The organism is Streptomyces sp. NPDC023573, from assembly GCF_055559735.1.
In genome coordinates this window covers 228,579-252,926 of sequence record NZ_JBVHKB010000004.1, presented here as the reverse complement: position 1 = coordinate 252,926, position 24,348 = coordinate 228,579, and the positions used below count along the sequence as shown (strand labels likewise).

The window sequence follows — 24,348 nt, the reverse complement described above, 5'->3', positions numbered from 1 at the left end:
CCGGCGACGGCAGCCGCTCCGGCCCGCGCCACTCCGGCCCGCGGCCCCTTTCCGTACATCGTTCTCAGGGGGAACAGCCCACCATGTCCTCGTCCGTCCCCACACCGTCCACCGGTCTCTCCGTGGACGCTCCCGTCCTCGAGCTGAGGGCCCTGACCCGCACCCACGGCTCCGGCATCGCCGAGGTCCACGCACTGCGCGGCATCAACCTGTCCGTCCACACCGGCGAGCTCGTCGCCGTGATGGGACCCTCCGGTTCAGGCAAATCCACGCTCCTGACCCTGGCGGGCGGCCTGGACACCGCGACCAGCGGCCAGGTCGTCATCGAGGGCCAGGACATCTCCGCGCTCGGCCGCAAGGGCATCGCACGGCTGCGCAGGCGCAGCGTCGGTTACGTCTTCCAGGACTACAACCTGATCCCCGCCCTCACCGCCGCGGAGAACATCGCCCTGCCGCGCGAACTCGACGGCGTCTCCGTACGCAAGGCGCGCAAGGAGGCCATGGCCTCGCTGGAGGAGATGCACCTCACGGAGGTCGCCGACCGCTTCCCTGACGAGATGTCCGGCGGCCAGCAGCAGCGCGTCGCCATCGCCCGCGCCCTCGTGGGTGACCGCCGCCTCGTGCTCGCCGACGAACCGACCGGAGCGCTCGACTCCGAGACCGGTGAGGCGGTGCTCGCCCTGCTCCGTAACCGCTGCGACCAGGGCGCTGCCGGGGTGATGGTGACGCACGAGCCCCGGTACGCGGCCTGGGCGGACCGGGTGGTCTTCCTCCGGGACGGGTCGATCGTGGACCAGACGGTGGCCACCGCCGCCGAATCCCTGCTCGCCGCTGAAGGTGCCGAGTGAGCGTCCTCACCGGGTGGCGCGCCGCCCTCAGGATCGCCCGGCGTGATGCCCTGCGGTCCAGGGGCCGCAGCGCTCTCGTCGTCGCGATGATCGCTCTGCCGGTCCTCGGTGTGACGGCCGCCGACGTGACGTACCGCAGTTCCGCGCCCACCGTCGCCGAGAACCTGACGGCCAAGCTGGGGTCGGCGGACGCCGTGTTCAGTTCGCCCGGCATCGGACCCGTCCCGCTGGAACAGATGCCGGACGCCAGTACATGGGGCACTCCCGAGGACGGTCCCGAGATCCCGGCCGAGGACGAGCGCGACCCCGTCGACGTGCGAGCCACGTTCCCGAAGGGTTCGCGCTATCTCACCGAGCAGTCCGTACCCGCCGTGGTCACCACGCGGCACGGGGTCGCCAACACCGAGATGGTGGAGCTGCGTACCTCCGATCCGGCGGTCCGGGGCAGGCTCGACCTGGTCGACGGCGCGTTCCCGGACGGCGAGGGGGAGGTCGTCGCGACCGAGCACTTCCTGGAATCCGCCGGGCTCGGTGTCGGCTCCCGCACGACACTGCGCGGACCCGAGCAGACGTACACGATCACCGGCAGCGTCGAGCTGCCCGGGGAGCTCGACAGGAGCGCCCTGTACGCCGACCCGGGGGCGGTGCTCGCCCCGTGGAAGGCGGCGGCCGAGCGAGACGAGAAGGTCGTCCCTCCCTACCCGGGCGACATGACCTGGCTCGTCCGCGGCCCCGCCGGTGCCGGCATCTCCTGGCCGGATGTGCTCGAGGCCAACGAGAAGGGTGTCGTGGTGCTGTCCCGCCAGGTCGCTCTCGATCCGCCCCCGGACTCCGAGGTCCCGCTGCTCGCGCACCAGGACATCTCTTCCTACGGTGAGAGCTCCACGGAGCTGAGCGCGGCGGTCGTCACCGTCGTCGCCATGGCGGTCCTGGAGATCGTCCTGCTGGCGGGCCCCGCGTTCGCCGTGGGGGCCAGGCGCTCGCGCAGGCAGCTCGGCCTCGTCGGCACCTGTGGCGGCGACCGGGGCCAGGTGCGGGCCGTCGTACTGTCGGGGGGCCTGGTCCTCGGCGCGGTGGGAGCCATGACCGGTGTCGCCGCCGGGCTCGCCCTCACCGTCCTGTTCCGCCCGATGATCGAGGGCTGGATGGGAAGCCGCTTCGGCGAGTTCGACATCCGCCCCTGGGAACTGCTGGGCATCGCCGCCATCGGCCTCGTCACCGGAGTCCTGGCGGCCCTGGCGCCGGCGATCGTCGCCGGCCGGCAGTCGGTGCTCGAATCGCTCACCGGGCGTCGCGGAACACGCCGGAGCTCACGCGTCCTCCCCGTCGTGGGCTGCGTGGCGCTGGCGGGCGGCGTGGCGATCGCCGTGTTCGGCGGCACGACCGGCGACACCCGGTTCGTCGCCGGCGGCTCCGTGGTCGCCGAGCTCGGGGTGCTCGCCTGCATTCCCGTGATCGTCGGCTTCCTCGGACGGCTCGGCACCCGCCTTCCCCTCTCCCCGCGCATGGCACTGCGCGACGCGGCGCGTAACCGAGGGCGTACGGCGCCGGCGGTCGCCGCCGTCATGGCGGCCGTGGCGGGCACCGTCGCCATCGCCACGTACACCACCAGCGTCATGGCGGAACACGACTACGACCACGTGCGCACCCTCACCCCGGGCACGGTCGCGCTCATGGCCTCCGAACCGAACGCCGTGGACCAGCTTCCCCTCGCCAGGACCGCCGCGGAACAGAATCTTGCGGTCAGCGGCGGCCGCGCCGACATAGGGCGGGTCTGGGCCGGATCCGACTGCACGGTCTACTACGAGGAGGAGAACAGCTGCGGGACGCTCGAACTGGTCAAGCCCACCGGCAAGGGCCACAGCTGCCCGCTCCAGGGGGCGGGTGCCAAGAAGCTCGCCGAGAGTCTCTCCGCCGACGAGCACAAGAAGCTGATGGGTTCCCCCGCCTGCGTCGACGAGTACATCAGCGCGCAGGCGATCTCCACGGGTGACAGCAACATCGCCGTAGGGGACGCCGCACTGCTCAGGTCGTACGTGAAACTCGACGACCCGGCGGCGGCCGAAGCCCTCGCGGCCGGCACTCCCGTGCTGCTCAACCCGGCCTACGCGCAGGAAGGCCAGGTCACGCTCAAGGCGGTACACACCTACAACGAGCGCGACAAGGAGAACCGCAAGCTCCATCCGGGGAAGGCCAGGACCACCACGGACCGGCTGAAGGTGTACGTCGCTCCCGCGAAGTTCGCCGCCACCCCCGGGGTCCGGATGATCCTGCCGCAGCAGACCGCGGACCGGCTCGGACTGCACACCGCGGCCTACGGAAGCGTCTACACCGTCACGCATCCGCCGACGGACGCGGAGAGCCAGGCCGTGGCGGCCGCTTTCACCCAGGCCGGCAACGGGGTCTACCTCCAGGCGGAGAACCCGCAGGAGACGCGCGACGAGGATGTGGTCCTGCTGATCCTCGCGCTGTTCGCGGGCGTCGTCACCCTGGGCGCGGCCGCCATCACCACCGGTCTCGCCAAGGCCGACGCGGAGGCCGACCTCACCACGCTCAGCGCGGTGGGGGCACCCCCCGGGGTGCGGCGCTCACTCTCCGGATTCCAGTGCGTGGTCGTCGCGCTCACGGGTGTGCTGCTGGGCACGGCCGCGGGAGTCGTTCCCGCGGTGGCCCTGCGTCTGGTCGACCTGCGGGCGGCGATGGACGCGATGCGTGCCGAGCCCATGGACTCCGCGTACACACCCATCGTGATGCCGTGGGAGACCATCGGGCTGCTGGCCCTGGTCGTACCGGTGCTGGCCGGGCTGCTGGCGGCCGCCTTCGCCGGCTCACGGCTGGCCCTGGCGCGGCGCGCAGGGTGAGCCCCTTGTGAGATGAGCGGCTGCTCCTGTGCCCCCGGAAAGGTTGGATCTTGCCTTTCCGGGGGCACCACCGTGTTGTACAGCCGGTGTGGGAGACAATGTCGGCATGGAAATGCCGAGGAATGAACGGTCACAGGAGCACCCCCAAGTCCTCGTGGTGGGGCAGGACGGAATGGCCATCGGCGGCGGTGGGGGTGACGACGAGTCGCGCGAGGTGCCGGTGACGGAAATGGTCGAGCAGCCCGCGAAGGTCATGCGGATCGGCAGCATGATCAAGCAGCTTCTGGAGGAGGTCAGGGCGGCTCCTCTCGACGAGGCGAGCCGTGTCAGGCTCAAGGAGATCCACGCGAGCTCGGTGAAGGAACTCGAGGACGGCCTGGCGCCGGAGCTCGTGGAGGAGCTGGAACGGCTCTCGCTGCCGTTCACCGAGGAGTCCGTCCCCTCGGAGGCCGAGCTGCGGATCGCGCAGGCCCAGCTGGTCGGCTGGCTGGAGGGTCTCTTCCACGGCATTCAGACGGCGCTGTTCGCCCAGCAGATGGCGGCCCGTGCGCAGCTGGAGCAGATGCGCCGCGCCCTCCCTCCGGGTGTCGGTCATGAGGACGAGGAAGGCGGCGTCGACCCGCACGGACCGGCGCGCTCCGGCCCGTACCTCTAGGCCTCTCGTCCGGACGAAAGGTTCTGGGGGCCTGAGCCCACACCGACCGCGGTACGCACCGGGGCCCGGCACACACCGTGTGCCGGGCCCCGCGTCCGTGCTGTTCGGTCCTGGGCGCTCGCGTCAGGCCTTCGGCGCGGCCAGGAGGATCTTGCCGATATGGCTGCTGGACTCCATCAGCCGGTGTGCTTCCGCAGCGTCCGCCATCGGCACCGTGCGGTCCACGATCGGCCGGACGACGCCGTCCGCGAGCAGCGGCCACACGTGCTCGCGTACCGCCGCGATGATCGCGGCCTTCTCCGCGAGCGGTCGTGCGCGGAGCGAGGTGGCCGTGACAGCCGCCCGCTTGCTCAGCAGGGCGCTCAGGTTCAGCTCACCCTTGGCACCGCCCTGGAGACCGATGATGGCGAGACGGCCGTTCACGGCGAGAGCACGCACGTTCCGGTCCAGATACTTCGCTCCGACGATGTCGAGGATGACGTCCGCTCCGGCGCCGTCCGTCGCCTGCCGCAGCTCCTCCACGAAATCCTGCTCGCGGTAGTCGATGAGGATGTCGGCGCCCAGCTCCTGACAGCGCGCCAGCTTCTCGGGGCCTCCCGCCGTCACCGCGACGCGCGCGCCGACGGCCTTGGCGAGCTGGATCGCCATCGTGCCGATGCCGCTGGAACCACCGTGGACGAGCAGGGTCTCGGCGGGGCGCAGGTGGGCCACCATGAAGACGTTGGACCAGACCGTCGCCGCGACCTCGGGCAGCGCCGCCGCATCGACCAGGTCCACGCCGGCGGGCACGGGCAGCAGCTGACCGGTCGGCACAGCGACCTTCTCCGCGTATCCGCCGCCCGCGAGCAGCGCGCACACCTCGTCGCCCACGGACCAACCGGTCACCCCGGGGCCGAGCGCCGCGACACGGCCCGCACACTCCAGGCCGGGGTAAGGGGAGGCGCCGGGCGGGGGGTTGTAGAAGCCCTGCCGCTGCAGGACATCGGCCCGGTTCACCGCGCTGGACACGACCTCGACGAGAACTTCGCCCTCGCCTGGTACGGGGTCGGGGACCTCGGCCCATACGAGCGCTTCGGGGCCACCGGGTTCGGGGATCGTGATCGCATACATGGCCGCGAGGCTACTCCGTGCGGAGTCCCGGACGGAGGCGGAACCGCCTGCGTCGTGTCCGGGACCCGCTCCTACGGCCGCTGATTGGGCTGCTGCGGATAGCCCGTCGGCGCCGTGTGGATCGGTGAGGCGCGCACGATGGTGATCACCCGGTCCGTCAGCTGCAGGGGGCTGGCCGCCGGATCGTCGTAACCGAGCAGCCGGTGGCCGCGCAGGACGCTGACCACGAGGTCATCGGTCTCACGGACGCTCTTGCCCACCTCGGCCTTTATCACCGGCCGTTCGACGAGATCGAGCCCGCTGCCCTGCTGGATGAGGTCCTCCATCACCGTGCCCGCGCTCGGGCTGAGGACCGACAGGCCGAGCAGCCGTCCGGCCGCGCTCGCGCTGGTGATCACGGCGTCGGCGCCCGACTGCCGCAGCAGCGGCGCGTTCTCCTCCTCGCGGACCGCGGCCACGATCTTCGCACCCCGGTTGAGCTGACGCGCGGTCAGGGCGACCAGTACGGCGGTGTCGTCGCGCTGGGTGGCGATGATGATCTGGCGGGCCTTCTGGAGCTCGGCCCGCAAGAGCACGTCACTGCGCGTCGCATCACCCAGGACGCCCACGAAGCCCTCAGCGTTGGCCGCCTCGATCACCTTGCCGGCCGGGTCGACGATGACGATCTGGTCTTTTCTCAGACCGGTGGCGCAGAGCGTCTGGATGGCTGAGCGGCCCTTCGTACCGAAGCCGACGACCACGGTGTGTTCACGCAAGTTGCTTCTCCAACGATTCAGCCGGAAGTCCTCCCGGGTCCGTTCCGTCAGGACCTCGAGGGTGGTGCCGACCAGGATGATGAGGAAGAGCACCCGCAACGGCGTCACCAGAACCACGTTGACGAGCCGGGCCGGGTCGCTGTACGGAACGATGTCGCCGTAGCCGGTCGTCGACAGCGTCACCGTCGCGTAGTAGACGGCGTCGAGGAAGTCGACCTTCTCGTCGGCGTTGTCGTGGTAACCGTCCCGGTCGGCCCAGACGATGAAGACCGTGATGGCCAGCACCGTGAGAGCCATCGCCAGCCGCTTGGCCACCTGTCGCAGCGGCCTGTCGACGACGCGCCGGGGCAGGAGCACCCGGGTCGGGACGACATGTTCGTCCGCCCGCCTGGCCATCGCGTCCTGGCCGGGAAGTTTCACGTGAAACACCCTTCCGTCCACGGCGATGCCGAGGCCCACGGTAGATCGAGGATCTCCACCTCGGTGCCGGACCGTACCCCGCCGGGCCCCACAACGGCCAGCCCGTCCGCTGCCGCGATCCCACGCAGCATGGCGGGACCGTTGTAGTGCAGGGGCACGACGCTGTCGTCGCGATGGACCACGGGAATCAACCGGGTGTCATGTGGGTGTCCGTGCACCTCTTCGCGGACGGGCGCGCGGTAGAGGTCCTGGGCGGGCCGGCCGGCGAGCCCTCGGAGCAAGGGCTCGGCCAGCGTCAGCAGTCCGGACACCGCGGCGAGTGGGTTGCCGGGCAGGCCGACCAGGCAGGGGCCGCCCTCGGCGAGCCGCGCCAGGAGCATCGGGTGTCCTGGACGTACGGCCACCCCGTCGACCAGCAGCTCGGCCCCGATCTCGGCCAGGACCGGGTGGACATGGTCCACCGGGCCGGCGGCTGTGCCACCCGTGGTGAGGATCAGGTCGGCGTCGGAGGAGACGAGGGCCCGGCGGAGGGCGTCGGCGTCATCACCGAGCCGCCTGGGCTCGGCGACCTCCGCCCCCAGGGCACGGAGCCAGGGGGCGAGCATGGGGCCGAGGGCGTCGCGGATCAGGCCTTCCCGCGGGAGCCCCGCCGTGAGGAGCTCGTCACCGAGGACGAAGACGTCCACCCGGGGCCGGGGCGCGGCGACGAGGGCGTCGTACCCGGCGGCAGCCGCCAGCCCGAGAACGGGTGGGGTCACCACGGTCCCCACGGGCAGTAGCTCGTCGCCGGACCGGCACTCCTGGCCCCGGGGCCGGATGTCCTGGCCCTGCACCACTTCGCGGGTGGCGTGCAGCAGCCCCTTGGCCTCGTCACAGTGCGCGTGTTCGCTGCGGATCACGGCGGTGGCGTCCGCCGGGAGGCGAGCGCCCGTGGCGATCCGCAGGGCGTGCCCGTCGGGGAGCGGCTCCACGGAGCCTCGTCCGGCGAGCAGCCCTTCCCCTTCCCGTACGGTCCAGGGCCCCGGCCCCGCGACGACCCAGCCGTCCATGGCCGAGGTGTCGAACGACGGCAGGTCGGTGAGCGCGACGACGGCCTCGGCGAGGACGTGCCCGAGAGCCCGGTCCAGAGGGAGCCGGTGGGCGGCCGGGAGGGTGGCCCGGCCGAGGCGGTCGGCCAGGGCACGCGCCGCGGTCCAGGTGGTGGCACCGTCCCGGTGGGCGCGGGAGGAGGAGCCGGGGGCGTGAGGGGGAGAACCGTGGGCGTGAGAGGGAGAACCGTGGGCCGGCGCCGGTCCACGGTGACTGGACGGGTTCGGGGCCGGGGCGGGGACCCCCGGCTCCGCTCCTCCTGGCACAGGGGCGTCCGGAGTCGGGCCGGTGCGCACGCCCGGCGCTGCCGGTGCCGGCCTGGAGGGCGGCTCCCCCGCGCCGGGCCGGTCCGGTGCGCGATGCGGCGTGCCCGGCTGCCGCCCCACGAGGGCCAGTGCCTGCTCGACCGCCCGCTCCTCCTCGGCCGCCGCCCGCTTCCTCTCGGCCGTCCGCTCCTCCTCGGCCGCACGCTCCTCCTCGGCCGCGCGCGCGTCGCGTCCGTGCGGGGTCATGGCGTGCCGGGTCCGCTTCCCGCGGCCGTTTCCTCCTCCCACCGGAGTGCGAGGGCGGTGGCCTTGCGGGAGGCTTCAGCCACGGCTCCAGCCGCGGCCTCCGGGCTCTTACCGCTGCTCGCCATGGCCGCCGCGTACCCCACCAGGAAGGTGGTCAGCGGTGCGGCGGGCCGGGCCACGCCGTGCGCGGCATCTCGGGCGAGGTCCAGCAGGACGCCGGTGTCGACGTCGAGCTCGATGCCCAGTTCGTTCTTGACTGCGGTGATCCATTCGTCCAGCACGATCCCATGCTCCCTGATCCGGGCCCTGGCGGCGGCAATGTCTTCCCAGGTGTCGCAGTCGAACGCGGCCAGCGGGCCTGCCTGGACCCGGCCCAGATCCAGTTCGGCGGTCAGCAACCGGAGGGGGAGACCGGCCAGGCTGCCGTGTTCGGTGGCGAGAAGGGCGAGTTCCCGGCGGAGCGGCTCGGCCCGGTAGACCGCGACCAACGGCTGGTCCCGGCCGTCCTGGTCGGTGCACAAGGCGCCTTCGCGGTCTCCCTGCTCCGCCGCGGTCAGCAACGAGCGGACCGTCGGCTTCCCGAGGAACGGCAGATCCGCGGAGAGCACCAGCACGCTCTCCGCGGCCGTGTGCCGGACCCCGGCGCCGAGGGCCGCCAAGGGGCCGCCGCCCTCGGGTACTTCACGTGTCCAGGTGACCGGACGCACGGTGGGCCTGCGCCCGCCGACCACCACGGTCGACCCGGCGTCGGCACATGCGGCGAGCACCCGGTCGAGCAGCGCGCGGCCGCCCACGCGGAGCCCTGGCTTGTCGGCCCCCCCGAGGCGTTTCGCAGCCCCTCCGGCAAGCACGACGGCGTCATACGTGGTCATGCCCCTGAGTATGAGGGCCGCCCGCCGATGACGGGCCCCCGGGGACCGAACTCACACGATGCCGGCCCTGGCCCAGCACCGGCCGGCTCGCTACAACGTGCGGAGCAGCACCGCCGGCTGTTCCACACAGTCGGCGACGTAGCGCAGGAAGCCGCCTGCCGTGCCACCGTCGCAGACCCGGTGATCGAAGGTGAGCGAGAGCTGGACGACCTGTCGGACCGCCAGTTCCCCTTCGTGCACCCAGGGTTTGGGCACGATCCGGCCGACGCCGAGCATGGCCGCCTCGGGGTGGTTGATGATCGGCGTCGAACCGTCGACGCCGAACACCCCGTAGTTGTTCAGCGTGAACGTCCCCCCGGTGAGCTGCGCGGGGGTCAGCTTCCCGTCCCGGGCGGCCTCGGTCAGCCGGGCGATCTCCGCCCCGATCGACTCCGCGTTACGGGTGTGCGCGTCCCGGACCACCGGAACGACCAGGCCCCGCTCCGTCTGGGCGGCGAACCCCAGATGGATCCCGGACAGCCGCACGATCTCCCGGGCTTCGGCATCCACCGTGGAGTTGAGGTCGGGGAACCTCGCCAGGGCTGCCGTGCAGATGCGGGCCAGCAGCGCGAGCACCGACACCTTCGGTCCTGCGGAGGGCCCCGCGGCGGCGTTCATCGCGGCCCGCGCCGCCATCAGCTCGGTGGCGTCGGCATCGACCCAGCAGGTGGCATCGGGAATCTCACGCCGGCTGCGGGACAGTTTCTCGGCCACCGCTCCCCGGACCCCGCGCAGCGCGATCCGCTCGGCCGATGGGTCCGGCTCCGGACGGACGGACGGGGACGCGCCGGCGGCGCGTTCCTCGTCCGCGGCTCTGATCGCGCACTCCACGTCGGTACGGAGAATCAGACCGTCCCGCCCCGTACCGACGACCTGCCGGAGGTCGAGACCGTGCTGTCGCGCCAGTTTCCGGACCAGCGGGGAGATGACGGCGACGGGCCCTTGAGCATGCCCCGCCGGAGGCGCCACCGTCGGAGGCGCCGGCTGCCCCGCTGCGGCAAGGGCCGGCTGCGGGGCCGGGGCCCGGCCCGAGGCTGTCCCCTCCTCGGACGCCGCAGGGGCCTGCGCCGAGACCGGAGCGGGCCGGACCCGGCGTCTCCGCGCCGCCGGCGCGGCTGTGCCGTAACCGACCAGCACATTGCCGGACGCGTCACCTCCGGGACCGTCGCCGGAGGGACCGGCGGGGACCTCGTGCCCGTCCACCGACTCCATCGAGCCGACTGCCACCGTCAGCAGTGGTGCGCCGACCGGGAGCTCCGCACCTTCCTCGCCGAACCGCGCCGTCACCACGCCCCCGTAGGGACACGGCACCTCCACCATGGCCTTGGCCGTCTCGACCTCGACGACCGGCTGGTCGACGGCGACGACATCGCCGACCTCCACCAGCCAGCGCACGATCTCGGCCTCGGTCAGACCCTCGCCCAGGTCAGGCAGCTTGAATTCGAGCACCTGCGCCATCAGCTCTCGGCCTCCCACTGAAGGCGGGCGACCGCGTCGAGGACCCGGTCCACGCCCGGCAGATGGTGCCGCTCCTGCATCGGGGGCGGATAGGGAATGTCGAACCCGGCGACGCGGAGGACAGGCGCCTCCAGATGGTGGAAGCACTGCTCGGTGACCCGCGCCGCGATCTCACCGCCCGGCCCGCCGAACCCGGACGACTCGTGGACGACCACCGCACGCCCCGTGCGGCGCACCGACGCGGCGACGGTTCCGTCGTCGAAGGGCACCAGCGAGCGCAGGTCCACCACTTCGAGGTCCCACCCCTCGGCCGTGGCCGCCTCGGCGGCCTCCAGGCACACCGGGAGGGACGGGCCGTAGGTGATCAGGGTCGCGCTGCGACCTGGGCGCCGGACCACGGCCCGCCCGATCGGCTCGACCCGGGACGGCGCGTCCGGCGACCAGTCGGCCTTGGACCAGTAGAGCCTCTTCGGCTCGAGGAAGACCACCGGGTCGTCGGAGGCGATCGACTCCCTCAGCAGCCCGTAGGCGTCGTCGACCGTGGCCGGCACGACGACGTGCAGCCCGGGTGTCGCCATGTAGTACGCCTCGGAGGAGTCGCTGTGGTGCTCGACCCCGCCGATCCCGCCCCCGTACGGCACACGCACCGTGATCGGCAGAGGCATCGCACCCCCGGTCCTGTTCCGCATCTTCGCGACATGGCTGACCAACTGCTCGAACGCCGGATACGCGAAGGCGTCGAACTGCATCTCCACCACGGGCCGGAGCCCGTACATCGCCATGCCCACGGCCGCGCCGAGAATGCCCGCCTCGGCCAGCGGCGTGTCCGTACAGCGGTCGTCGCCGAACTCCTTCGCCAGGCCGTCGGTCACGCGGAAGACGCCACCGAGCGTGCCCACGTCCTCCCCGAGGACGTGCACGGTGGGATCCTCCGCCATCGCGTCCCGCAGCGCCCGTCCGAGGGCCTGCGCCATCGTGGCCGGCTTGGCCCTCGCCGTCCGTTCACCGGCCGTCACGGCAGCGGTGCTCATCGCCCCTCCTCCGCGCCGCTCTCGTCGTGAGCACCGTTCCCCGCGTCCAGCTCGGCCCGCAGTCGCGCCGCCTGCTCCCGCAGCTGGCCGGTCTGCTCCTCGTAGACATGGGCGAACAGATCCATCGGGTCGAGCGGCGGGTCGGCGTTCATCTGCTCCCGCAGCCCCTCCGCCATCCGCTCCGCCGCCTCATGCACCGCCGCGATGCCGTCCTCGTCCAGCAGCCCCCGCCCGGTCAGCTCCCGCTCCAGAAGCCTGATCGGGTCGTGCGCGCGCCATGCCTCCACCTCGCTGTCGCCGCGGTAGCGGGTGGCGTCGTCGGCGTTCGTATGGGCGTCCATGCGATACGTGACCGCCTCGATCAGCGTCGGCCCCTCACCCCGCCGGGCACGGGCCACCGCCTCGCTGAGCACCTGGTGCATCGCGACCGCGTCGTTACCGTCGACCAGGCGCCCCGGCATCCCGTAGCCCACGGCCTTGTGCGCCAGGGACGGCGCCGCGGTCTGCTTGGCCAGCGGCACGGAGATCGCGAAGCCGTTGTTCTGTACGAGGAAGACCACCGGGGCCCGCCAGACAGCGGCGAAATTGAGCGCCTCGTGGAAGTCGCCCTCACTCGTCCCGCCGTCGCCGACCATCGCGAGGGCCACCACGTCGTCGCCCTTGAGGCGCGCCGCGTGCGCAAGGCCCACGGCGTGCGGCAACTGGGTGGCCAGCGGGGTGCAGAGCGGGGCGATGCGGTGCTCCCGCGGGTCGTAGCCGGTGTGCCGGTCCCCCCGCAGCAGTGTCAGTGCCTCGACCGGGTCCAGACCACGCGCGACCGCGGCGAGCGTGTCGCGATAGCTGGGGAAGAGCCAGTCCCGGTCCTCCAGCACGAGGGCCGCTGCGATCTCGGACGCCTCCTGGCCGGTGCTCGAGGGATACACCGCGAGCCTGCCCTGCTTGGTCAGCGCGGTGGCCTGCGCGTTGTACCGGCGGCCACGCACCAGCTCGGCGTAGAGCCTCAGCAGCAGCTCGGGGTCGGCCCCGGCCGCCGCCTCCGTGCCGAGCACGCAATGGGGCTCGGGGTCCGGGAGCAGCGGCGCGGGATCGGTGAGCGGCTTCCAGGCCGGGGGCGGCGTGGGCCGGTAGGCGGCTGCGCCGGGCAGCTCCTGGACCGTCATGACAAGCACCTCCTGGCATCGAGATATATCGAGGGGTGTCGAAATTTGCAGAATGTCGGGCGTGGGCAAGGCGCGGATGTGGCGTGCCTCACCTACCGATTGTTCGGTCGCGAGGGCAATTTGGCTACAGGCGCCTTCAGCCTGTGGACAAACGGTTCTCCACAGCCTGGGATAGAGGCAGGTCGTCCACAACAGGGAGGCGCGGGCAGATGGCAGCTGAACAAATGGCCGACGGGGGCGGCGTCCAGGACCGCACTCCCCCCGCCCGGCCGCTGGACTCCATCGACCGTGCCATCCTGCGCATCCTCCAGACGGACGGCCGCGCCTCGATACGGGCCGTCGCGGAGCGCGTCCACGTCTCCCGGGCCAATGCGTACGCCCGGATCAACAGGCTCGTCGAGGACGGCGTGATCCGGGGATTCAGCGCACGGGTGAATCACGAGCGGGCCGGTCAGGCCGCCTCCGCCTACATCACGCTCAAGATCGTCCAGAACTCCTGGCGTACCGTGCGCGAACAGCTCCAGGCGCTGCCGGGTGCGACGCACATCGCGCTGGTGAGCGGCGACTTCGACGTCCTGCTCCTGGTCCACACCCCGGACAACCAGGCCCTGCGCGAGCTGGTGCTGACCAGGATCCAGGCCATACCCGAGGTGCTGTCCACCCGCACCCTGCTGGTGTTCGAGGAGACCGACCTGGGCCCACGCCCGGACCGCACGGCCGAGATCAGCTGAGGGCTTTCCCGGTCAGCCGGCCCGCATCCCCTCGAAGGCGAGCTGGACGACGGTGTCCGCGAGCTGCTCCGCCTCCTGAGATCCGCCGGGCTGCGGGCGGTACCACTCGACCAGCGAGTTCACCATGCCGAAGAGGAGCCGGGTCGCCAGGCGTATGTCCACGTCCGCACGCAGGTCGCCGTCCGCCACCGCGGCCTTCAGCAGTTCGGAGACCCGCTGGTCGAACTCACGCCGGCGCTCCAGGGCCCAGCGCTCCGTCTTCGTGTTGCCCCGTACGCGCAGCAGCAGCGTGACGTACGGCAGCTCCGCCATGAGCACCTCGACCGTCCGGCGCGTGACGTACTCGACCCGGGCGATCGCCCGCCCCCGGGTGGCCCCCGCCTCGTCGAGAATCCCGAAGAGCCCGTCGAGCGCCCGGCTCACCGCACGCCTCAGAAGCTCTTCCTTTCCCGCCACGTGGTGGTAGATGGACGACTTGGAGATGCCCGCCGCCTTGGAGAGGTGCTCCATGGACGTGCCGTCGTAGCCGCGCTCGTTGAAGACGCGGACGGCAACGGTCAGGAGCGTCTCCGGGGTGTACGTGTCCCGCTTGGCCGTGGTCATGACCGCGATCCTCCCCCATGAGTTGTCCACAGGTTCCTTGGGGCCCCTTGTCCCGACCGATCGTTCGGTTACTCTAACTCCGTCAGCATGTCCCTGCCCGGCTCGACGAGGAGTTGGTCCGTCATGGCCGCCGAGCTTTCCCCCGAGAAGCTGTCCGAGATCCACCGCCCGACGCTCGACCAGGCCCTCGAAGCGATCCGCACACGCGCCTACTGGTCCCCGCACCCCGAGCACCCCAAGGCCTACGGCGAGGGAGGCCTTCCCGGCAGCCTCGGCGCGGCCGAGGGAAAGGCCGCGTTCGACGCCGTGCTCAACACCCGGCTGGACCTCGGCCAGCCCGGAACCGACGGCTGGACCGGCGCGGAGGTCTCGCCGTACGGCCCGGAGCTCGGCGTCGAGTATCCGCACGCCGACCCGGACGTCCTGCTCCCCGCCATGAGCGCCGCGACGGGCTCCTGGCGTGCGGCGGGCCCCGAGACGCGGGCCCTGGTCTGCGTGGAGATCCTGGCCCGGATCAGCGCGCGTACGCACGAGCTGGCCCACGCCGTGATGCACACCAGCGGGCAGGCGTTCGTGATGGCCTTCCAGGCGGGCGGCCCGCACGCCCAGGACCGCGGCCTGGAGGCCGTGGCGTACGCGTACGAGGAACAGACGCGGACGCCGCGCAGCGCCGACTGGTCGAAGCCCCAGGGGAAGCGCGACCCGCTGCGGCTGAACAAGACGTACACAGCGGTGGGGCGCGGTATCTCCCTGCTGATCGGCTGCAACACCTTCCCGACGTGGAACGGCTATCCGGGCCTCTTCGCCTCGCTGGCGACCGGCAATCCCGTGCTGGTCAAGCCGCACCCGCGGGCGGTGCTGCCGCTCGCGCTCACGGTCCAGTTGGCGCGCGAGGTGCTGACCGAGGCGGGTTTCGACCCGAATCTCGTCGCCCTGGCGACCGAGCGGCCCGGCGAGGGCATCGCCAAGAGCCTGGCGGTGCGCCCCGAGATCAAGATCATCGACTACACGGGTTCCACCGCCTTCGGGGACTGGCTGGAGGCCAACGCCCGGCAGGCCCAGGTCTACACGGAGAAGGCGGGCGTCAACACGATCGTCCTCGACTCCACCGCCGACTACCGGGGCATGCTTTCCAACCTGGCCTTCTCCCTCTCGCTCTACAGCGGCCAGATGTGCACCACCCCGCAGAATCTGCTCATCCCGCGCGACGGGATCACGACCGACGCGGGCGCCAAGTCCTACGAGGACGTGGTGGCGGACCTCGCCGACGCGGTGAGCGGGCTGCTCGGTGACGACGCCCGGGCCAACGGGCTGCTCGGCGCCCTGGTGAACCCGGACGTGAAGGCCCGGCTGGAGGGGGCCGCGACCCTGGGCGACGTCGCACTGGCCTCGCGCCCGGTGGCCAACCCCGACTTCCCCGACGCCGTGGTCCGCACACCCGCCCTCGTGAAACTCGACGGCACGAAGCCCGACGACGGGGCGCCCTACCTCTCGGAGTGCTTCGGCCCGGTCTCCTTCGCGGTGGCCGTCGACTCGACCGGTGACGCGCTGGACCTGCTGCGCCGCACGATCCGGGAGAAGGGCGCGATGACCGTCGGCGCGTACACCACGTCCCCCGAGGTGGAACGCGCGGTGGAGGAAGTCTGCTTCGACGAATCGGCTCAGCTCTCGCTGAACCTCACCGGCGGCGTGTACGTCAACCAGACGGCGGCCTTCTCCGACTTCCACGGTTCGGGCGGCAACCCGGCTGCCAACGCGGCTCTGTGCGACGGCGCGTTCGTCTCCAACCGCTTCCGGGTGGTGGAGGTCCGCCGCCAGGCCTGAGGGCGGATCCGGCCGACGGTATCCGGTGGAGTGTGGACCCGCGCGGGGATCCGCACTTCACCGCTCCGTCATCCGTCACCCGTCGCGCGGGTCCGGGACGTCCGCGTACCGCTGCACCCAGGCGTGCATCGCGATGGCGGCCGCCGCACCGGCGTTGATCGACCTGGTCGAACCGAACTGGGCGATCGAGCAGACCATCGAGGCGTGCTTGCGCGCCTCCTCCGTCAGTCCCGGCCCTTCCTGCCCGAACAGCAGCACACACCGGCGCGGCAGCTCGGTCCGCTCCAGCGGCACGGCCCCGGGGAGGTTGTCGATCCCGATGATCGGCAGTTCCTCGGCCTCCGCCCAGGCCGTCAGGTCCGCAGTGTCCGGGTGGTGCCGCACATGCTGGTAGCGGTCGGTGACCATGGCGCCCCGCCGGTTCCAGCGCCGCCTGCCCACGATGTGGATCTCCTTCGCGAGGAAGGCGTTGGCGGTGCGCACCACCGAGCCGATGTTGAAGTCATGGCCCCAGTTCTCCACCGCCACATGGAAGTCGTGCCGCCGCAGGTCGAGATCGGCGACGATCGCCTCCCGTGTCCAGTACCGGTAGCCGTCACCCACATTGCGCCGGTCCCCATGGGCGAGGAGTTCGGGGTCGTAGCGCTCCCCTTCGGGCCAGGGCAACGGGTGCGGACCGACCCCGATCACGCCGTACCCGTCGTCGTACTGGATCGGTTCCCCGGAGGGGTCGGGCTCGGCTGCCGCCCCGGGCTCTTCTGCACTGCCGGTCTCGCTGGTCACCCGACGAGCGTATGGCCATCGCCACCGGCGCCGCGCGCGGCCTCCTCGTCGTCCTGCCCTGCCCGCCGCTGCCCGGGGAGCGTGAGCCGCCCGGCCGTCCGTGAGAACAGCCGCTGCCGGCCGAGCGACACCCTGTGCCCCAGCCATACCAGGAAGACCGTCGGCAGGAAGACGGCGTCCGCGGCGATCATCGCCAGGGAGAAGAAGGGCAGTCCCAGCAGGACGGCGATCCCCGCGTGCTCACCGATCATGAGGATCAGCAGGACGTTCTTCACCCGCCGGTTGAACAGGGTGAACGGGAAGGCGACCTGAACGATGACCGTGACGTACGTCAACACCATGATCAACAGCGCGCTGGACGCGGCCAGTCCGGAGAGACCGGCCCACGGGGTGAAGTAGTCCAGCTGGAGCGGATAGTAGACCGCGGTGCCGTCCTGCCAGCGAGAACCCTGGATCTTGTACCAACCGGCCGTCGCGTAGATCAGGCACACCTCCGCCATGATCACGAGGAGTGCGGCGTTGTGGGCGAGGTTGGCCAGGACGTCGAGGAGGGCACGCAGCTCATGGTCCGGCGCGCGACGGTCCAGGGCCCACCGAACGCCGTTTCCGAGCCACAGAACCCACAGAAGGGCCTGCAGCCACCATGTGCCGCCGAGCCCTTGCATGACGGTGGCCGGCAGGAGAACGCAGCCGAGGGCCACCCACAGGGCCGGCCCCGCGACATCACGCGCCGGCGGGGAGCCCGCCGCGAGACGTGCGGCGTTCCGCGACACACGGCGCGCGTCCAGGGACCACACCCGCGCACAGCGGGTCAGCACCAGGTAGACGGCCAGCAGATGGATGACGTTGTCACCGCCGTCGCCCATGAAGATGCTGCGGTTCTGGAGGGAGAGGACACCGGCCATGAACAGGACGGACATGGCCCGGGTCCGCCAGCCGGTCATCAGGAGCGCGGCCGAGACCAGCGTGAGCCCGTACACGGTCTCGAACCAGACCGTGGAGTCCGACCACATCAGGGCGGTGAAGGCGTCGTTGTTGGCGATGAGCCGACGCGCCATGTCCCAGCTCCACGGACCGTCCGGACCGTACAACTCGTGGCGGTTGGGCAGCTCTCGCAGCAGGAACAGCAGGTAGGTGGCGGAGACACCGATCCTGACGACGGCGCTCTGGTAGGCGCCGAGGGGGGCGGCCGTGACGCGCTGGACGGCGCGCGCGAGCACAGGGCCGACGGAGGCGGGGGCGGGGGCGCTCACTGCTCCGCCTTTCCGGCCTTCGATGCCTGATCGGCCGTGGCAGCACCGGAGAGGTCGGACGGGGTGACCGTCCACCACGGGAGTTCCGTGTACCTCGGCCGGGTACTGATGTTCTCGTCGCTCCACGCAGGCGCACCGACGGAACGCGTGGCGGACCTCACCTGGATGCGCTCGACCTTTCCGCCGTACCCGTGTTCGGCGAGACGCAGCATGACGATGCGGCGGATGTAGCGCTCCGACAGCTCACCGCGCAGGCCGTTGGGGCGGTTCTCCCTGTCGTGGGAGCCGGAGTAGAAGTCCCAGGCACGGCGCAGTTCGTTCTGGTCGACGTGGCTGGGGAGGGGGTTGCCGCGTATCGCCTCGCCGTCGTCACGCGAGAGATCGATCCAGCGCGTGACCTTGCTGCCGTCGGCACCGTCGTCGGCCAACTCGGCGCGTACGTGCACGGAGATGTTCTGCTGGAGCGGGTTGGGGGCGAACAGCTTCCAGTTCTGCTCGAACTCGGGATAGACCCAGTCGTCGACCACTTCGCCGTGCTGCTTCGTGAGGGTGTTGGACGGCGCGACGTGCAGAAAGATCATGGCTATGTGTACGCAGGCCAGCAGCCCCAGGCCGGACAGCGCGAGCGCCGCGACGACCTGGTACGGGAGCGAGAGTGCCGCCATACCGCCGCCCGGCCGGCGTCCTGCCGGCAGGGGTCCGGGTCTTCCGGAACCCGCACCGGGCTCAGGCCCTCCGGGTTCGGGTCCGGCCGCGGAAGCGGTGTTCGGCGACGGCGCCTCGGCGGCCGGGTCAGGGTGCGGACGCGGGTCCAGGTCCGGGTCCGGTTGCCGGCTCGCGTGCGGGTCCGGGGCCTGCTCCGGATGCCGGCTCGCGTGCGGGTCCGGGGTCTGCTCCGGGGCGCGGACCGCCGCCCCGGTGTCCGGTATTCCCGCGGGTTCGGCCTCCCCCTCCTGATCTGCGGACGGGCGGCTCTTCACGCCGGGCCAGGCGAGCTTCTTCTCGTTTCCGGTGCGCCCACCGTGGTCCCCGTCCATTCCGCCCCGATCACCGTCGATCACCACTCAGTTATCCACAGGGTTGACACCCTACGGGCCTCCGGCTCACCATTGAAGCCGATGAACCGAACGATCGGTCGGTAGGGAGCCCGGGATGGCGGCAGTGACTGCGGACCAGACGACGCAGGGGACAGCAGGCACGGGGGACGCGGCGGACGAGGCGCGTCTGGCGGCTTTCGACGCCGCGGTGGCGGCCGACGACCGGATCGAGCCGCGGGACTGGATGCCCGAGGCGTACCGGGCCTCACTGATCCGCCAGATGGCTCAGCACGCCCATTCCGAGATCATCGGCATGCAGCCCGAGGCCAACTGGATCACGCGGGCGCCCTCGCTGCGCCGCAAGGCGATCCTGATGGCGAAGGTGCAGGACGAGGCGGGGCACGGCCTCTACCTGTACAGCGCGGCGGAGACGCTGGGGACCAGCCGCGAAGAGATGCTCGACAAGCTGCACGCCGGGCGGCAGCGCTATTCCTCGATCTTCAACTACCCCACGCTGACCTGGGCGGACGTCGGCGCGATCGGCTGGCTGGTGGACGGCGCCGCGATCACCAACCAGGTGCCGCTGTGCCGCTGCTCCTACGGCCCGTACGCCCGCGCGATGGTCAGGGTCTGCAAGGAGGAGTCCTTCCACCAGCGCCAGGGATACGAACTGCTGCTCGCTCTCAGCCGGGGCACTCCCGCACAGCACGAGATGGCCCAGGACGCGGTGAACCGCTGGTGGTGGCCTTCCCTGATGATGTTCGGTCCTCCCGACGACTCCTCGGCCCACTCGGCGCAGTCGATGGCCTGGAAGATCAAACGGCACTCGAACGACGAACTGCGCCGGCGCTTCGTCGACATCTGCGTCCCGCAGGCGGAGGCGCTGGGACTCACCCTCCCCGACCCCGACATCCGCTGGAACGAGGAGTTGGGGCAGCACGACTACGGGGCGATCGACTGGACCGAGTTCCAGGAGGTCCTCAAGGGCAACGGCCCCTGCAACGAACAACGGCTGGCCCAGCGGCGCACGGCCCACGAGGAGGGCGCCTGGGTCCGCGACGCGGCGGCGGCGTACGCAGACAAGCACGCGGCACGGCCCGGCACAGCCGGATCGGCCGCCCAGCCCGTGGAGGCGACCGCATGAGCAGCTCGACCGACTGGCCTCTGTGGGAGGTGTTCGTGCGCTCCCGGCGAGGTCTGTCCCACACCCACGCGGGCAGCCTGCACGCGCCGGACGCCGAGATGGCCCTGCGCAACGCCCGCGATCTGTACACCCGCCGCTCGGAAGGCGTCTCCCTCTGGGTGGTCCCCTCGACGGCGATCACGGCATCGTCACCGGACGAGAAGGACTCGTTCTTCGAACCTGCCGGGGACAAGCCCTACCGCCACCCCACGTTCTACGAGATCCCGGAAGGGGTGAAGCACCTGTGAGCGCGGCTCTCGCCCTCGGCGATGACGCCCTGGTGCTCTCGCACCGGCTGGGGGAGTGGGCGGGCCACGCTCCCGTGCTGGAGGAGGAGGTGGCTCTGGCCAACATCGCCCTGGACCTGCTCGGCCAGGCCCGCATACTGCTCTCGTTCGTGGGGGACGAGGACCAGCTGGCGTACCTCCGTGAGGAGCGAGCCTTCCGCAACGTCCAGCTGGTGGAGCAGCCGAACGGCGACTTCGCCCACACCATCGCCCGCCAGCTCTACTTCTCCGTGTACCAACACCTGCTCTTCGAGGCGCTGGCCGCCGGCGAGGGCGAGTTCGCGGATCTCGCGGCCAAGGCGGTCAAGGAGGTTGCCTACCACCGGGACCACGCGGAGCAGTGGGTCCTGCGGCTGGGTGACGGCACCGCGGAAAGCCATGAGCGGATGCAGCTCGCGCTGGACGCACTGTGGCGGTACACCGGCGAGCTGTTCGAACCGGTCGAAGGAGTTGACGTCGACCGGCAGGCCCTGCGCGGCGGCTGGCTGGCCGCGGTCACCTCCGTGGTGGAGCGGGCCACCCTGTCTCTGCCGACGGGGCCGCAGTCCGGTGCCTGGGCGGCCGGAGCGGGCCGGCAGGGCCTGCACACGGAGCCTTTCGGGCGGATGCTCGCCGAGATGCAGCATCTGCACCGCAGCCACCCGGGGGCGTCATGGTGACCACCGAGACCCCGCTGGAAGCGGAGCTCCACCGGTTGGCAGGCTCCGTCCCCGACCCCGAGCTTCCGGTCCTCACGCTGGACGAGCTCGGCGTGCTCCGTGGGGTGCGGGCCGACGGCCCGGACAAGGTCACTGTGCGGCTCACCCCGACGTACACCGGCTGCCCGGCCATCGAGGCCATGTCCGCCGACATCGAGCGTGTGCTGCATGACCACGGTGTCGGAGAGGTGTCCGTGGTCACGGTCCTCGCCCCCGCCTGGTCCACCGACGACATCAGCGACGAGGGGCGCCGCAAGCTCGCGGAGTTCGGCATAGCGCCCCCTCGGCCGGGGAGCGGGCCCGGCGGACCGGTTCCTCTGACGCTCTCGGTGCGCTGTCCGCACTGTGGTTCCACGGACACGGAGCTGCTGAGCCGGTTCTCCTCCACGGCCTGCAAGGCACTGCGCCGGTGTGTGGCATGCCGCGAACCGTTCGACCACTTCAAGGAGTTGTAGATGTTCCATCCGCTCCGGGTCAGCGCGATCGAACGGATCACGGACGACGCGGTGGCCGTCACCTTCGCCGTGCCGTCCGGACTGCGCGAGACCTTCCGTCATGCCCCCGGCCAGCACCTGAACGTGCGCTACCGCGTCGACGGCGAGGAGATCCGGCGGTCGTACTCGATCTGCGCCCCGGCCGTCGAGCAGCCGGGCGACCTCTTGCTGCGGGTGGGCATCCGCATGGTCGACGGAGGCGCGTTCTCGACGTACGCCCTCAAGGAACTGGCCGTGGGGGACCAGGTGGAGGCGATGGCTCCGATGGGGCGTTTCGTCCTCGATCCGCGCCCCGGCCACTTCGCCGCGATCGTCGGCGGCAGCGGGATCACCCCGGTGCTGTCGATGGCAGCGACCCTGCTGGCACGCGAGTCCTCGGCGCGCTTCTGTCTGATCCGTAGCGACCGGACGGCTGCGTCGACGATGTTCCTGGACGAGGTGGCTGACCTCAAGGACCGCTATCCGGACCGCTTCCAGCTGGTGACCGCGCTGTCCCGGGAGGAACAGGCCGCCGGGCTCCCCTCGGGCCGGCTGGACCGCGAGCGGCTCACCGGCCTGCTGCCCGCGCTGCTGTCCGTTCCGGACGTGGACGGCTGGTTCCTGTGCGGGCCGCTCGGCCTGGTCCAGGGGGCGGAAGGGGCGTTGCGCGCACTCGGAGCCGACCGGTCACGCATCCACCAGGAGATCTTCCACGTCGCCGACGAGGGGACGGGTATGCCGACGGCCGCCAGGGTGGCCGCGCCCTCCGAGAGCAGGCTCACGGCAACACTCGACGGCCGGTCGGGCAGCTGGCCTGTCCAGGACGGCGAATCGCTGCTGGACACGGTGCTGCGAAGCCGCTCGGACGCTCCGTATGCCTGCAAGGGCGGAGTGTGCGGGACCTGCAGGGCCTTCCTGGTCTCGGGCGAGGTGCGGATGGACCGCAATTTCGCCCTGGAACCGGAGGAGACCGGGGCAGGTTTCGTGCTGGCCTGCCAGTCGCACCCCGTCACCCCGGAGGTCGAGCTCGACTTCGACCGCTGAGACCGCCCAACCGCCGAGCTCACCCAGCCACTGAAACCGCCAAGGACGACAGAAGGCCTCGCCGGACAGGAACCGTACGCACCGGCAGCGCCGGTGCGTACGACCGTCGCGTGCCTACCAGCAGCACGGGCGCTGCGTACGGCCTTGCGGAAGCCGTCAGAGCACGAAGGCCGAGTTCCCGTTGTCCGTGACCATCGGGCGCCCGGCGCCGTCCCAGGCGAGCATGCCGCCTTCAATGTTCACGGCGTCGATGCCCTGCTGCACCAGATACTGGGTGACCTGGGCCGACCGGCCTCCCACGCGGCACATCACATGCACACGCCGACCGTCGTCGGCCGCCTCGGTCAGCTCACCGAAGCGGCCCACGAAGTCGCTCATGGGAATGTGCAGCGCACCCTCGACATGCCCGGCCGCCCACTCGTCGTCCTCCCGGACGTCCAGCACGAAGCCGTCCGACGGAATCGCCGCGACGTCCACCGAGGGCAGTGCAGGGAAATTCATGGGTATGCCTTCTCTCGTACGTACACGCCAGGGTCATCCGGAACGCTACTGCACCAGCCCTGCCAGCTCGCCCTCACGCTGGGACACCTCCGCCAGAAGCTTCTCGCCGATGTCGTCCAGCAGCCGGTCGGGGTCATCCGGTGCCATCCGCAGCATCGAACCGATCGCGCTCTCCTCCAGCTCCTGGGCCAGAACGGTCAGCAGCTCCTTACGGCGGCTGAGCCACTCCAGCCGTGCGTAGAGCTCCTCGCTCTCGCTGAGCCGCAGCTCCGGCGTCACCGGCCCCGCCGCCCACTCCGCGGCCAGCTCCTTCAGCAAAGCCACGTCGCCGCGCCCGTAGGCCGCGTTGACCCGGGCGATGAACTCGTCCCGCCGTGCCCGCTCCGTCTCGTCCGGCGCCAGGTCCGGGTGTGCCTGACGGGCGAGCTCCCGGTAGAGCTTGCGCGCCTCCTCGCTCGGCCTGACCCGCTTCGGCGGCCGGACGGGCTGGTCGGTGAGCATGGCCGAGGCCTCGGGCGACAGGCCGTCCGAGTCCATCCAGTCGTGGAAGAGCTCCTCGACACCAGGCATCGGCATGACGATCGCCCGTGCCTCCTGAGCCTTGCGCAGGTCCTCCGGATCGCCGCTCTTCGCAGCCCGCGCCTCCGCGATCTGCGCGTCGAGCTCATCGAGGCGTGCGTACATCGGGCCGAGCTTCTGGTGGTGCAGCCGGGAGAAGTTCTCCACCTCGACCCGGAAGGTCTCCACCGCGATCTCGAACTCGATCAGCGCCTGCTCGGCCACCCGCACAGCCTTGGCGAGCCGCTCCTCGGGCCGAGGGGCCGCTCCCTCATCCACCGCGTCACCGCCGGCCTCACCACCTGCCGGATCACCATTCGCGCCGGTGAAGGCGGGCCCCGCCTCCGCCGCCTCGTCCGGGCCGGCCCGCAGGCCGTCACCCTGCGACGCGTCCTCGGCGTGCCGCGGCACATCCCGCGCGTGCTGCGGCGCGTCCTGCCGGTCCTGGTTCTGCCGGTCTTCGTCGTTCCGGGTGGTCGGCACCCCGGCGGCTTCGTGGGTCACCCGTCCAGCGTATGGCCACGGCCCGCGCTGTGAAGACACGCGGTGGCCGCCGCTTCCGC

The 24,348-nt window shown here is 71.3% G+C and carries 23 protein-coding genes; 10 read left to right on the top strand and 13 right to left on the bottom strand.

Annotated elements, in window-relative coordinates; translation table 11 throughout:
- Positions 1–83: 83 nt before the first annotated feature.
- The 3 genes from ACZ32T_RS15085 to ACZ32T_RS15075 all read left to right on the top strand — a co-directional run bounded on the left by ACZ32T_RS15085 (position 84) and on the right by ACZ32T_RS15075 (position 4,364).
- Positions 84–848: an ABC transporter ATP-binding protein gene (locus ACZ32T_RS15085; protein ID WP_467266390.1), complete on the top strand. Its 765-nt coding sequence runs from the start codon at positions 84–86 to the stop codon at positions 846–848.
- Positions 845–3,709, top strand: coding sequence for an FtsX-like permease family protein (locus ACZ32T_RS15080; RefSeq protein ID WP_467367192.1), 2,865 nt, complete (start codon positions 845–847; stop codon positions 3,707–3,709). The genes ACZ32T_RS15085 and ACZ32T_RS15080 overlap by 4 nt, the downstream gene beginning before the upstream one ends.
- A gap of 106 nt (positions 3,710–3,815) precedes the next feature.
- Positions 3,816–4,364: a bacterial proteasome activator family protein gene (locus ACZ32T_RS15075; protein WP_104787326.1), complete on the top strand. Its 549-nt coding sequence runs from the start codon at positions 3,816–3,818 to the stop codon at positions 4,362–4,364.
- 123 nt (positions 4,365–4,487) lie between these two features.
- On the opposite strand, the gene ACZ32T_RS15070 is transcribed toward ACZ32T_RS15075, so the two are convergent.
- From ACZ32T_RS15070 to pdhA, 7 genes are all read right to left on the bottom strand, one after another.
- Positions 4,488–5,474 carry an NAD(P)H-quinone oxidoreductase gene (locus tag ACZ32T_RS15070; protein ID WP_467266385.1) on the bottom strand — a complete coding sequence of 329 codons (987 nt, stop codon included), beginning with the start codon at positions 5,472–5,474 and terminating at the stop codon, positions 4,488–4,490.
- Between the two features lie 71 nt (positions 5,475–5,545).
- Positions 5,546–6,688, bottom strand: a complete 1,143-nt coding sequence (locus tag ACZ32T_RS15065) for a potassium channel family protein (protein WP_467266383.1) — start codon at positions 6,686–6,688, stop codon at positions 5,546–5,548.
- Positions 6,646–8,250 carry a molybdopterin molybdotransferase MoeA gene (locus ACZ32T_RS15060; RefSeq protein WP_467367190.1) on the bottom strand — a complete coding sequence of 535 codons (1,605 nt, stop codon included), beginning with the start codon at positions 8,248–8,250 and terminating at the stop codon, positions 6,646–6,648. The genes ACZ32T_RS15065 and ACZ32T_RS15060 overlap by 43 nt, the downstream gene beginning before the upstream one ends.
- On the bottom strand, positions 8,247–9,122 hold the full coding sequence (locus tag ACZ32T_RS15055) for an NTP transferase domain-containing protein (protein ID WP_467367187.1): 876 nt from the start codon (positions 9,120–9,122) through the stop codon (positions 8,247–8,249). The genes ACZ32T_RS15060 and ACZ32T_RS15055 overlap by 4 nt, the downstream gene beginning before the upstream one ends.
- A 90-nt stretch (positions 9,123–9,212) precedes the next feature.
- A complete protein-coding gene (locus ACZ32T_RS15050) occupies positions 9,213–10,619 on the bottom strand; it encodes a dihydrolipoamide acetyltransferase family protein (protein ID WP_467367185.1) in 1,407 nt (468 codons plus the stop codon).
- Positions 10,619–11,650, bottom strand: a complete 1,032-nt coding sequence (locus tag ACZ32T_RS15045) for an alpha-ketoacid dehydrogenase subunit beta (protein WP_467266374.1) — start codon at positions 11,648–11,650, stop codon at positions 10,619–10,621. Before ACZ32T_RS15045 ends, ACZ32T_RS15050 begins: the two co-directional genes overlap by 1 nt.
- Positions 11,647–12,810, bottom strand: a complete 1,164-nt coding sequence (gene pdhA, locus ACZ32T_RS15040; protein ID WP_467367183.1) for a pyruvate dehydrogenase (acetyl-transferring) E1 component subunit alpha — start codon at positions 12,808–12,810, stop codon at positions 11,647–11,649. Before pdhA ends, ACZ32T_RS15045 begins: the two co-directional genes overlap by 4 nt.
- Before the next feature lie 209 nt (positions 12,811–13,019).
- Between pdhA and ACZ32T_RS15035 the strand changes: the two genes are divergently transcribed.
- Positions 13,020–13,541: an Lrp/AsnC family transcriptional regulator gene (locus ACZ32T_RS15035; RefSeq protein WP_467266370.1), complete on the top strand. Its 522-nt coding sequence runs from the start codon at positions 13,020–13,022 to the stop codon at positions 13,539–13,541.
- Between the two features lie 12 nt (positions 13,542–13,553).
- Here the strand turns inward: ACZ32T_RS15035 and ACZ32T_RS15030 are convergent, their stop codons facing one another.
- Positions 13,554–14,144, bottom strand: a complete 591-nt coding sequence (locus ACZ32T_RS15030; protein ID WP_467266367.1) for a TetR/AcrR family transcriptional regulator — start codon at positions 14,142–14,144, stop codon at positions 13,554–13,556.
- A 123-nt stretch (positions 14,145–14,267) separates the two neighbouring features.
- On the opposite strand from ACZ32T_RS15030, the gene paaN reads away from it, so the two are divergent.
- Entirely contained in the window at positions 14,268–15,968 is a 1,701-nt protein-coding gene (gene paaN, locus ACZ32T_RS15025; RefSeq protein ID WP_467367181.1) for a phenylacetic acid degradation protein PaaN, read from the top strand.
- Between the two features lie 75 nt (positions 15,969–16,043).
- Here the strand turns inward: paaN and ACZ32T_RS15020 are convergent, their stop codons facing one another.
- Genes ACZ32T_RS15020 through ACZ32T_RS15010 form a run of 3 tightly spaced genes read right to left on the bottom strand, consistent with a single transcriptional unit; the run spans position 16,044 to position 19,065 of the window.
- Positions 16,044–16,751 (bottom strand): TrmH family RNA methyltransferase, encoded by a 708-nt coding sequence (locus tag ACZ32T_RS15020; RefSeq protein WP_467266363.1) that lies wholly within the window; start codon positions 16,749–16,751, stop codon positions 16,044–16,046.
- Positions 16,748–18,004: an HTTM domain-containing protein gene (locus ACZ32T_RS15015; RefSeq protein ID WP_467367179.1), complete on the bottom strand. Its 1,257-nt coding sequence runs from the start codon at positions 18,002–18,004 to the stop codon at positions 16,748–16,750. Before ACZ32T_RS15015 ends, ACZ32T_RS15020 begins: the two co-directional genes overlap by 4 nt.
- On the bottom strand, positions 18,001–19,065 hold the full coding sequence (locus ACZ32T_RS15010) for a DUF5819 family protein (RefSeq protein WP_467367177.1): 1,065 nt from the start codon (positions 19,063–19,065) through the stop codon (positions 18,001–18,003). Before ACZ32T_RS15010 ends, ACZ32T_RS15015 begins: the two co-directional genes overlap by 4 nt.
- A gap of 91 nt (positions 19,066–19,156) precedes the next feature.
- Here ACZ32T_RS15010 and paaA point away from each other — a divergent pair, with 91 nt between their 5' ends.
- From paaA to ACZ32T_RS14985, 5 genes are read left to right on the top strand one after another with little or no spacing between them, the layout of a single operon-like run.
- Positions 19,157–20,185, top strand: coding sequence for a 1,2-phenylacetyl-CoA epoxidase subunit PaaA (gene paaA / locus ACZ32T_RS15005; RefSeq protein WP_467367175.1), 1,029 nt, complete (start codon positions 19,157–19,159; stop codon positions 20,183–20,185).
- Entirely contained in the window at positions 20,182–20,472 is a 291-nt protein-coding gene (gene paaB / locus ACZ32T_RS15000) for a 1,2-phenylacetyl-CoA epoxidase subunit PaaB (protein WP_069171673.1), read from the top strand. Before paaA ends, paaB begins: the two co-directional genes overlap by 4 nt.
- A complete protein-coding gene (gene paaC, locus ACZ32T_RS14995) occupies positions 20,469–21,170 on the top strand; it encodes a 1,2-phenylacetyl-CoA epoxidase subunit PaaC (RefSeq protein ID WP_467367173.1) in 702 nt (233 codons plus the stop codon). The genes paaB and paaC overlap by 4 nt, the downstream gene beginning before the upstream one ends.
- Complete coding sequence (gene paaD / locus ACZ32T_RS14990; protein ID WP_467367171.1) at positions 21,164–21,664, top strand: 1,2-phenylacetyl-CoA epoxidase subunit PaaD; 501 nt, start codon at positions 21,164–21,166, stop codon at positions 21,662–21,664. Before paaC ends, paaD begins: the two co-directional genes overlap by 7 nt.
- Positions 21,665–22,726 (top strand): 2Fe-2S iron-sulfur cluster-binding protein, encoded by a 1,062-nt coding sequence (locus ACZ32T_RS14985; protein WP_467367169.1) that lies wholly within the window; start codon positions 21,665–21,667, stop codon positions 22,724–22,726.
- A gap of 156 nt (positions 22,727–22,882) precedes the next feature.
- Here the strand turns inward: ACZ32T_RS14985 and ACZ32T_RS14980 are convergent, their stop codons facing one another.
- Positions 22,883–23,227 (bottom strand): rhodanese-like domain-containing protein, encoded by a 345-nt coding sequence (locus ACZ32T_RS14980; protein ID WP_467266349.1) that lies wholly within the window; start codon positions 23,225–23,227, stop codon positions 22,883–22,885.
- A 45-nt stretch (positions 23,228–23,272) separates the two neighbouring features.
- Positions 23,273–24,289: a J domain-containing protein gene (locus tag ACZ32T_RS14975; RefSeq protein ID WP_467266347.1), complete on the bottom strand. Its 1,017-nt coding sequence runs from the start codon at positions 24,287–24,289 to the stop codon at positions 23,273–23,275.
- Positions 24,290–24,348: the final 59 nt, after the last annotated feature.

Coding starts and splice junctions, on each gene's coding strand:
- paaN (WP_467367181.1), top strand. CDS start 14,268: ATGGCCGCCGAGCTTTCCCCCGAGAAGCTGTCCGAGATCCACCGCCCG.
- ACZ32T_RS15030 (WP_467266367.1), bottom strand. CDS start 14,144: ATGACCACGGCCAAGCGGGACACGTACACCCCGGAGACGCTCCTGACC.
- paaA (WP_467367175.1), top strand. CDS start 19,157: ATGGCGGCAGTGACTGCGGACCAGACGACGCAGGGGACAGCAGGCACG.
- pdhA (WP_467367183.1), bottom strand. CDS start 12,810: ATGACGGTCCAGGAGCTGCCCGGCGCAGCCGCCTACCGGCCCACGCCG.
- paaD (WP_467367171.1), top strand. CDS start 21,164: ATGGTGACCACCGAGACCCCGCTGGAAGCGGAGCTCCACCGGTTGGCA.
- paaB (WP_069171673.1), top strand. CDS start 20,182: ATGAGCAGCTCGACCGACTGGCCTCTGTGGGAGGTGTTCGTGCGCTCC.
- ACZ32T_RS15035 (WP_467266370.1), top strand. CDS start 13,020: ATGGCAGCTGAACAAATGGCCGACGGGGGCGGCGTCCAGGACCGCACT.
- ACZ32T_RS15075 (WP_104787326.1), top strand. CDS start 3,816: ATGGAAATGCCGAGGAATGAACGGTCACAGGAGCACCCCCAAGTCCTC.
- ACZ32T_RS14985 (WP_467367169.1), top strand. CDS start 21,665: ATGTTCCATCCGCTCCGGGTCAGCGCGATCGAACGGATCACGGACGAC.
- ACZ32T_RS15050 (WP_467367185.1), bottom strand. CDS start 10,619: ATGGCGCAGGTGCTCGAATTCAAGCTGCCTGACCTGGGCGAGGGTCTG.
- ACZ32T_RS15060 (WP_467367190.1), bottom strand. CDS start 8,250: ATGACCCCGCACGGACGCGACGCGCGCGCGGCCGAGGAGGAGCGTGCG.
- ACZ32T_RS14980 (WP_467266349.1), bottom strand. CDS start 23,227: ATGAATTTCCCTGCACTGCCCTCGGTGGACGTCGCGGCGATTCCGTCG.
- ACZ32T_RS15045 (WP_467266374.1), bottom strand. CDS start 11,650: ATGAGCACCGCTGCCGTGACGGCCGGTGAACGGACGGCGAGGGCCAAG.
- ACZ32T_RS15070 (WP_467266385.1), bottom strand. CDS start 5,474: ATGTATGCGATCACGATCCCCGAACCCGGTGGCCCCGAAGCGCTCGTA.
- ACZ32T_RS15055 (WP_467367187.1), bottom strand. CDS start 9,122: ATGACCACGTATGACGCCGTCGTGCTTGCCGGAGGGGCTGCGAAACGC.
- ACZ32T_RS15085 (WP_467266390.1), top strand. CDS start 84: ATGTCCTCGTCCGTCCCCACACCGTCCACCGGTCTCTCCGTGGACGCT.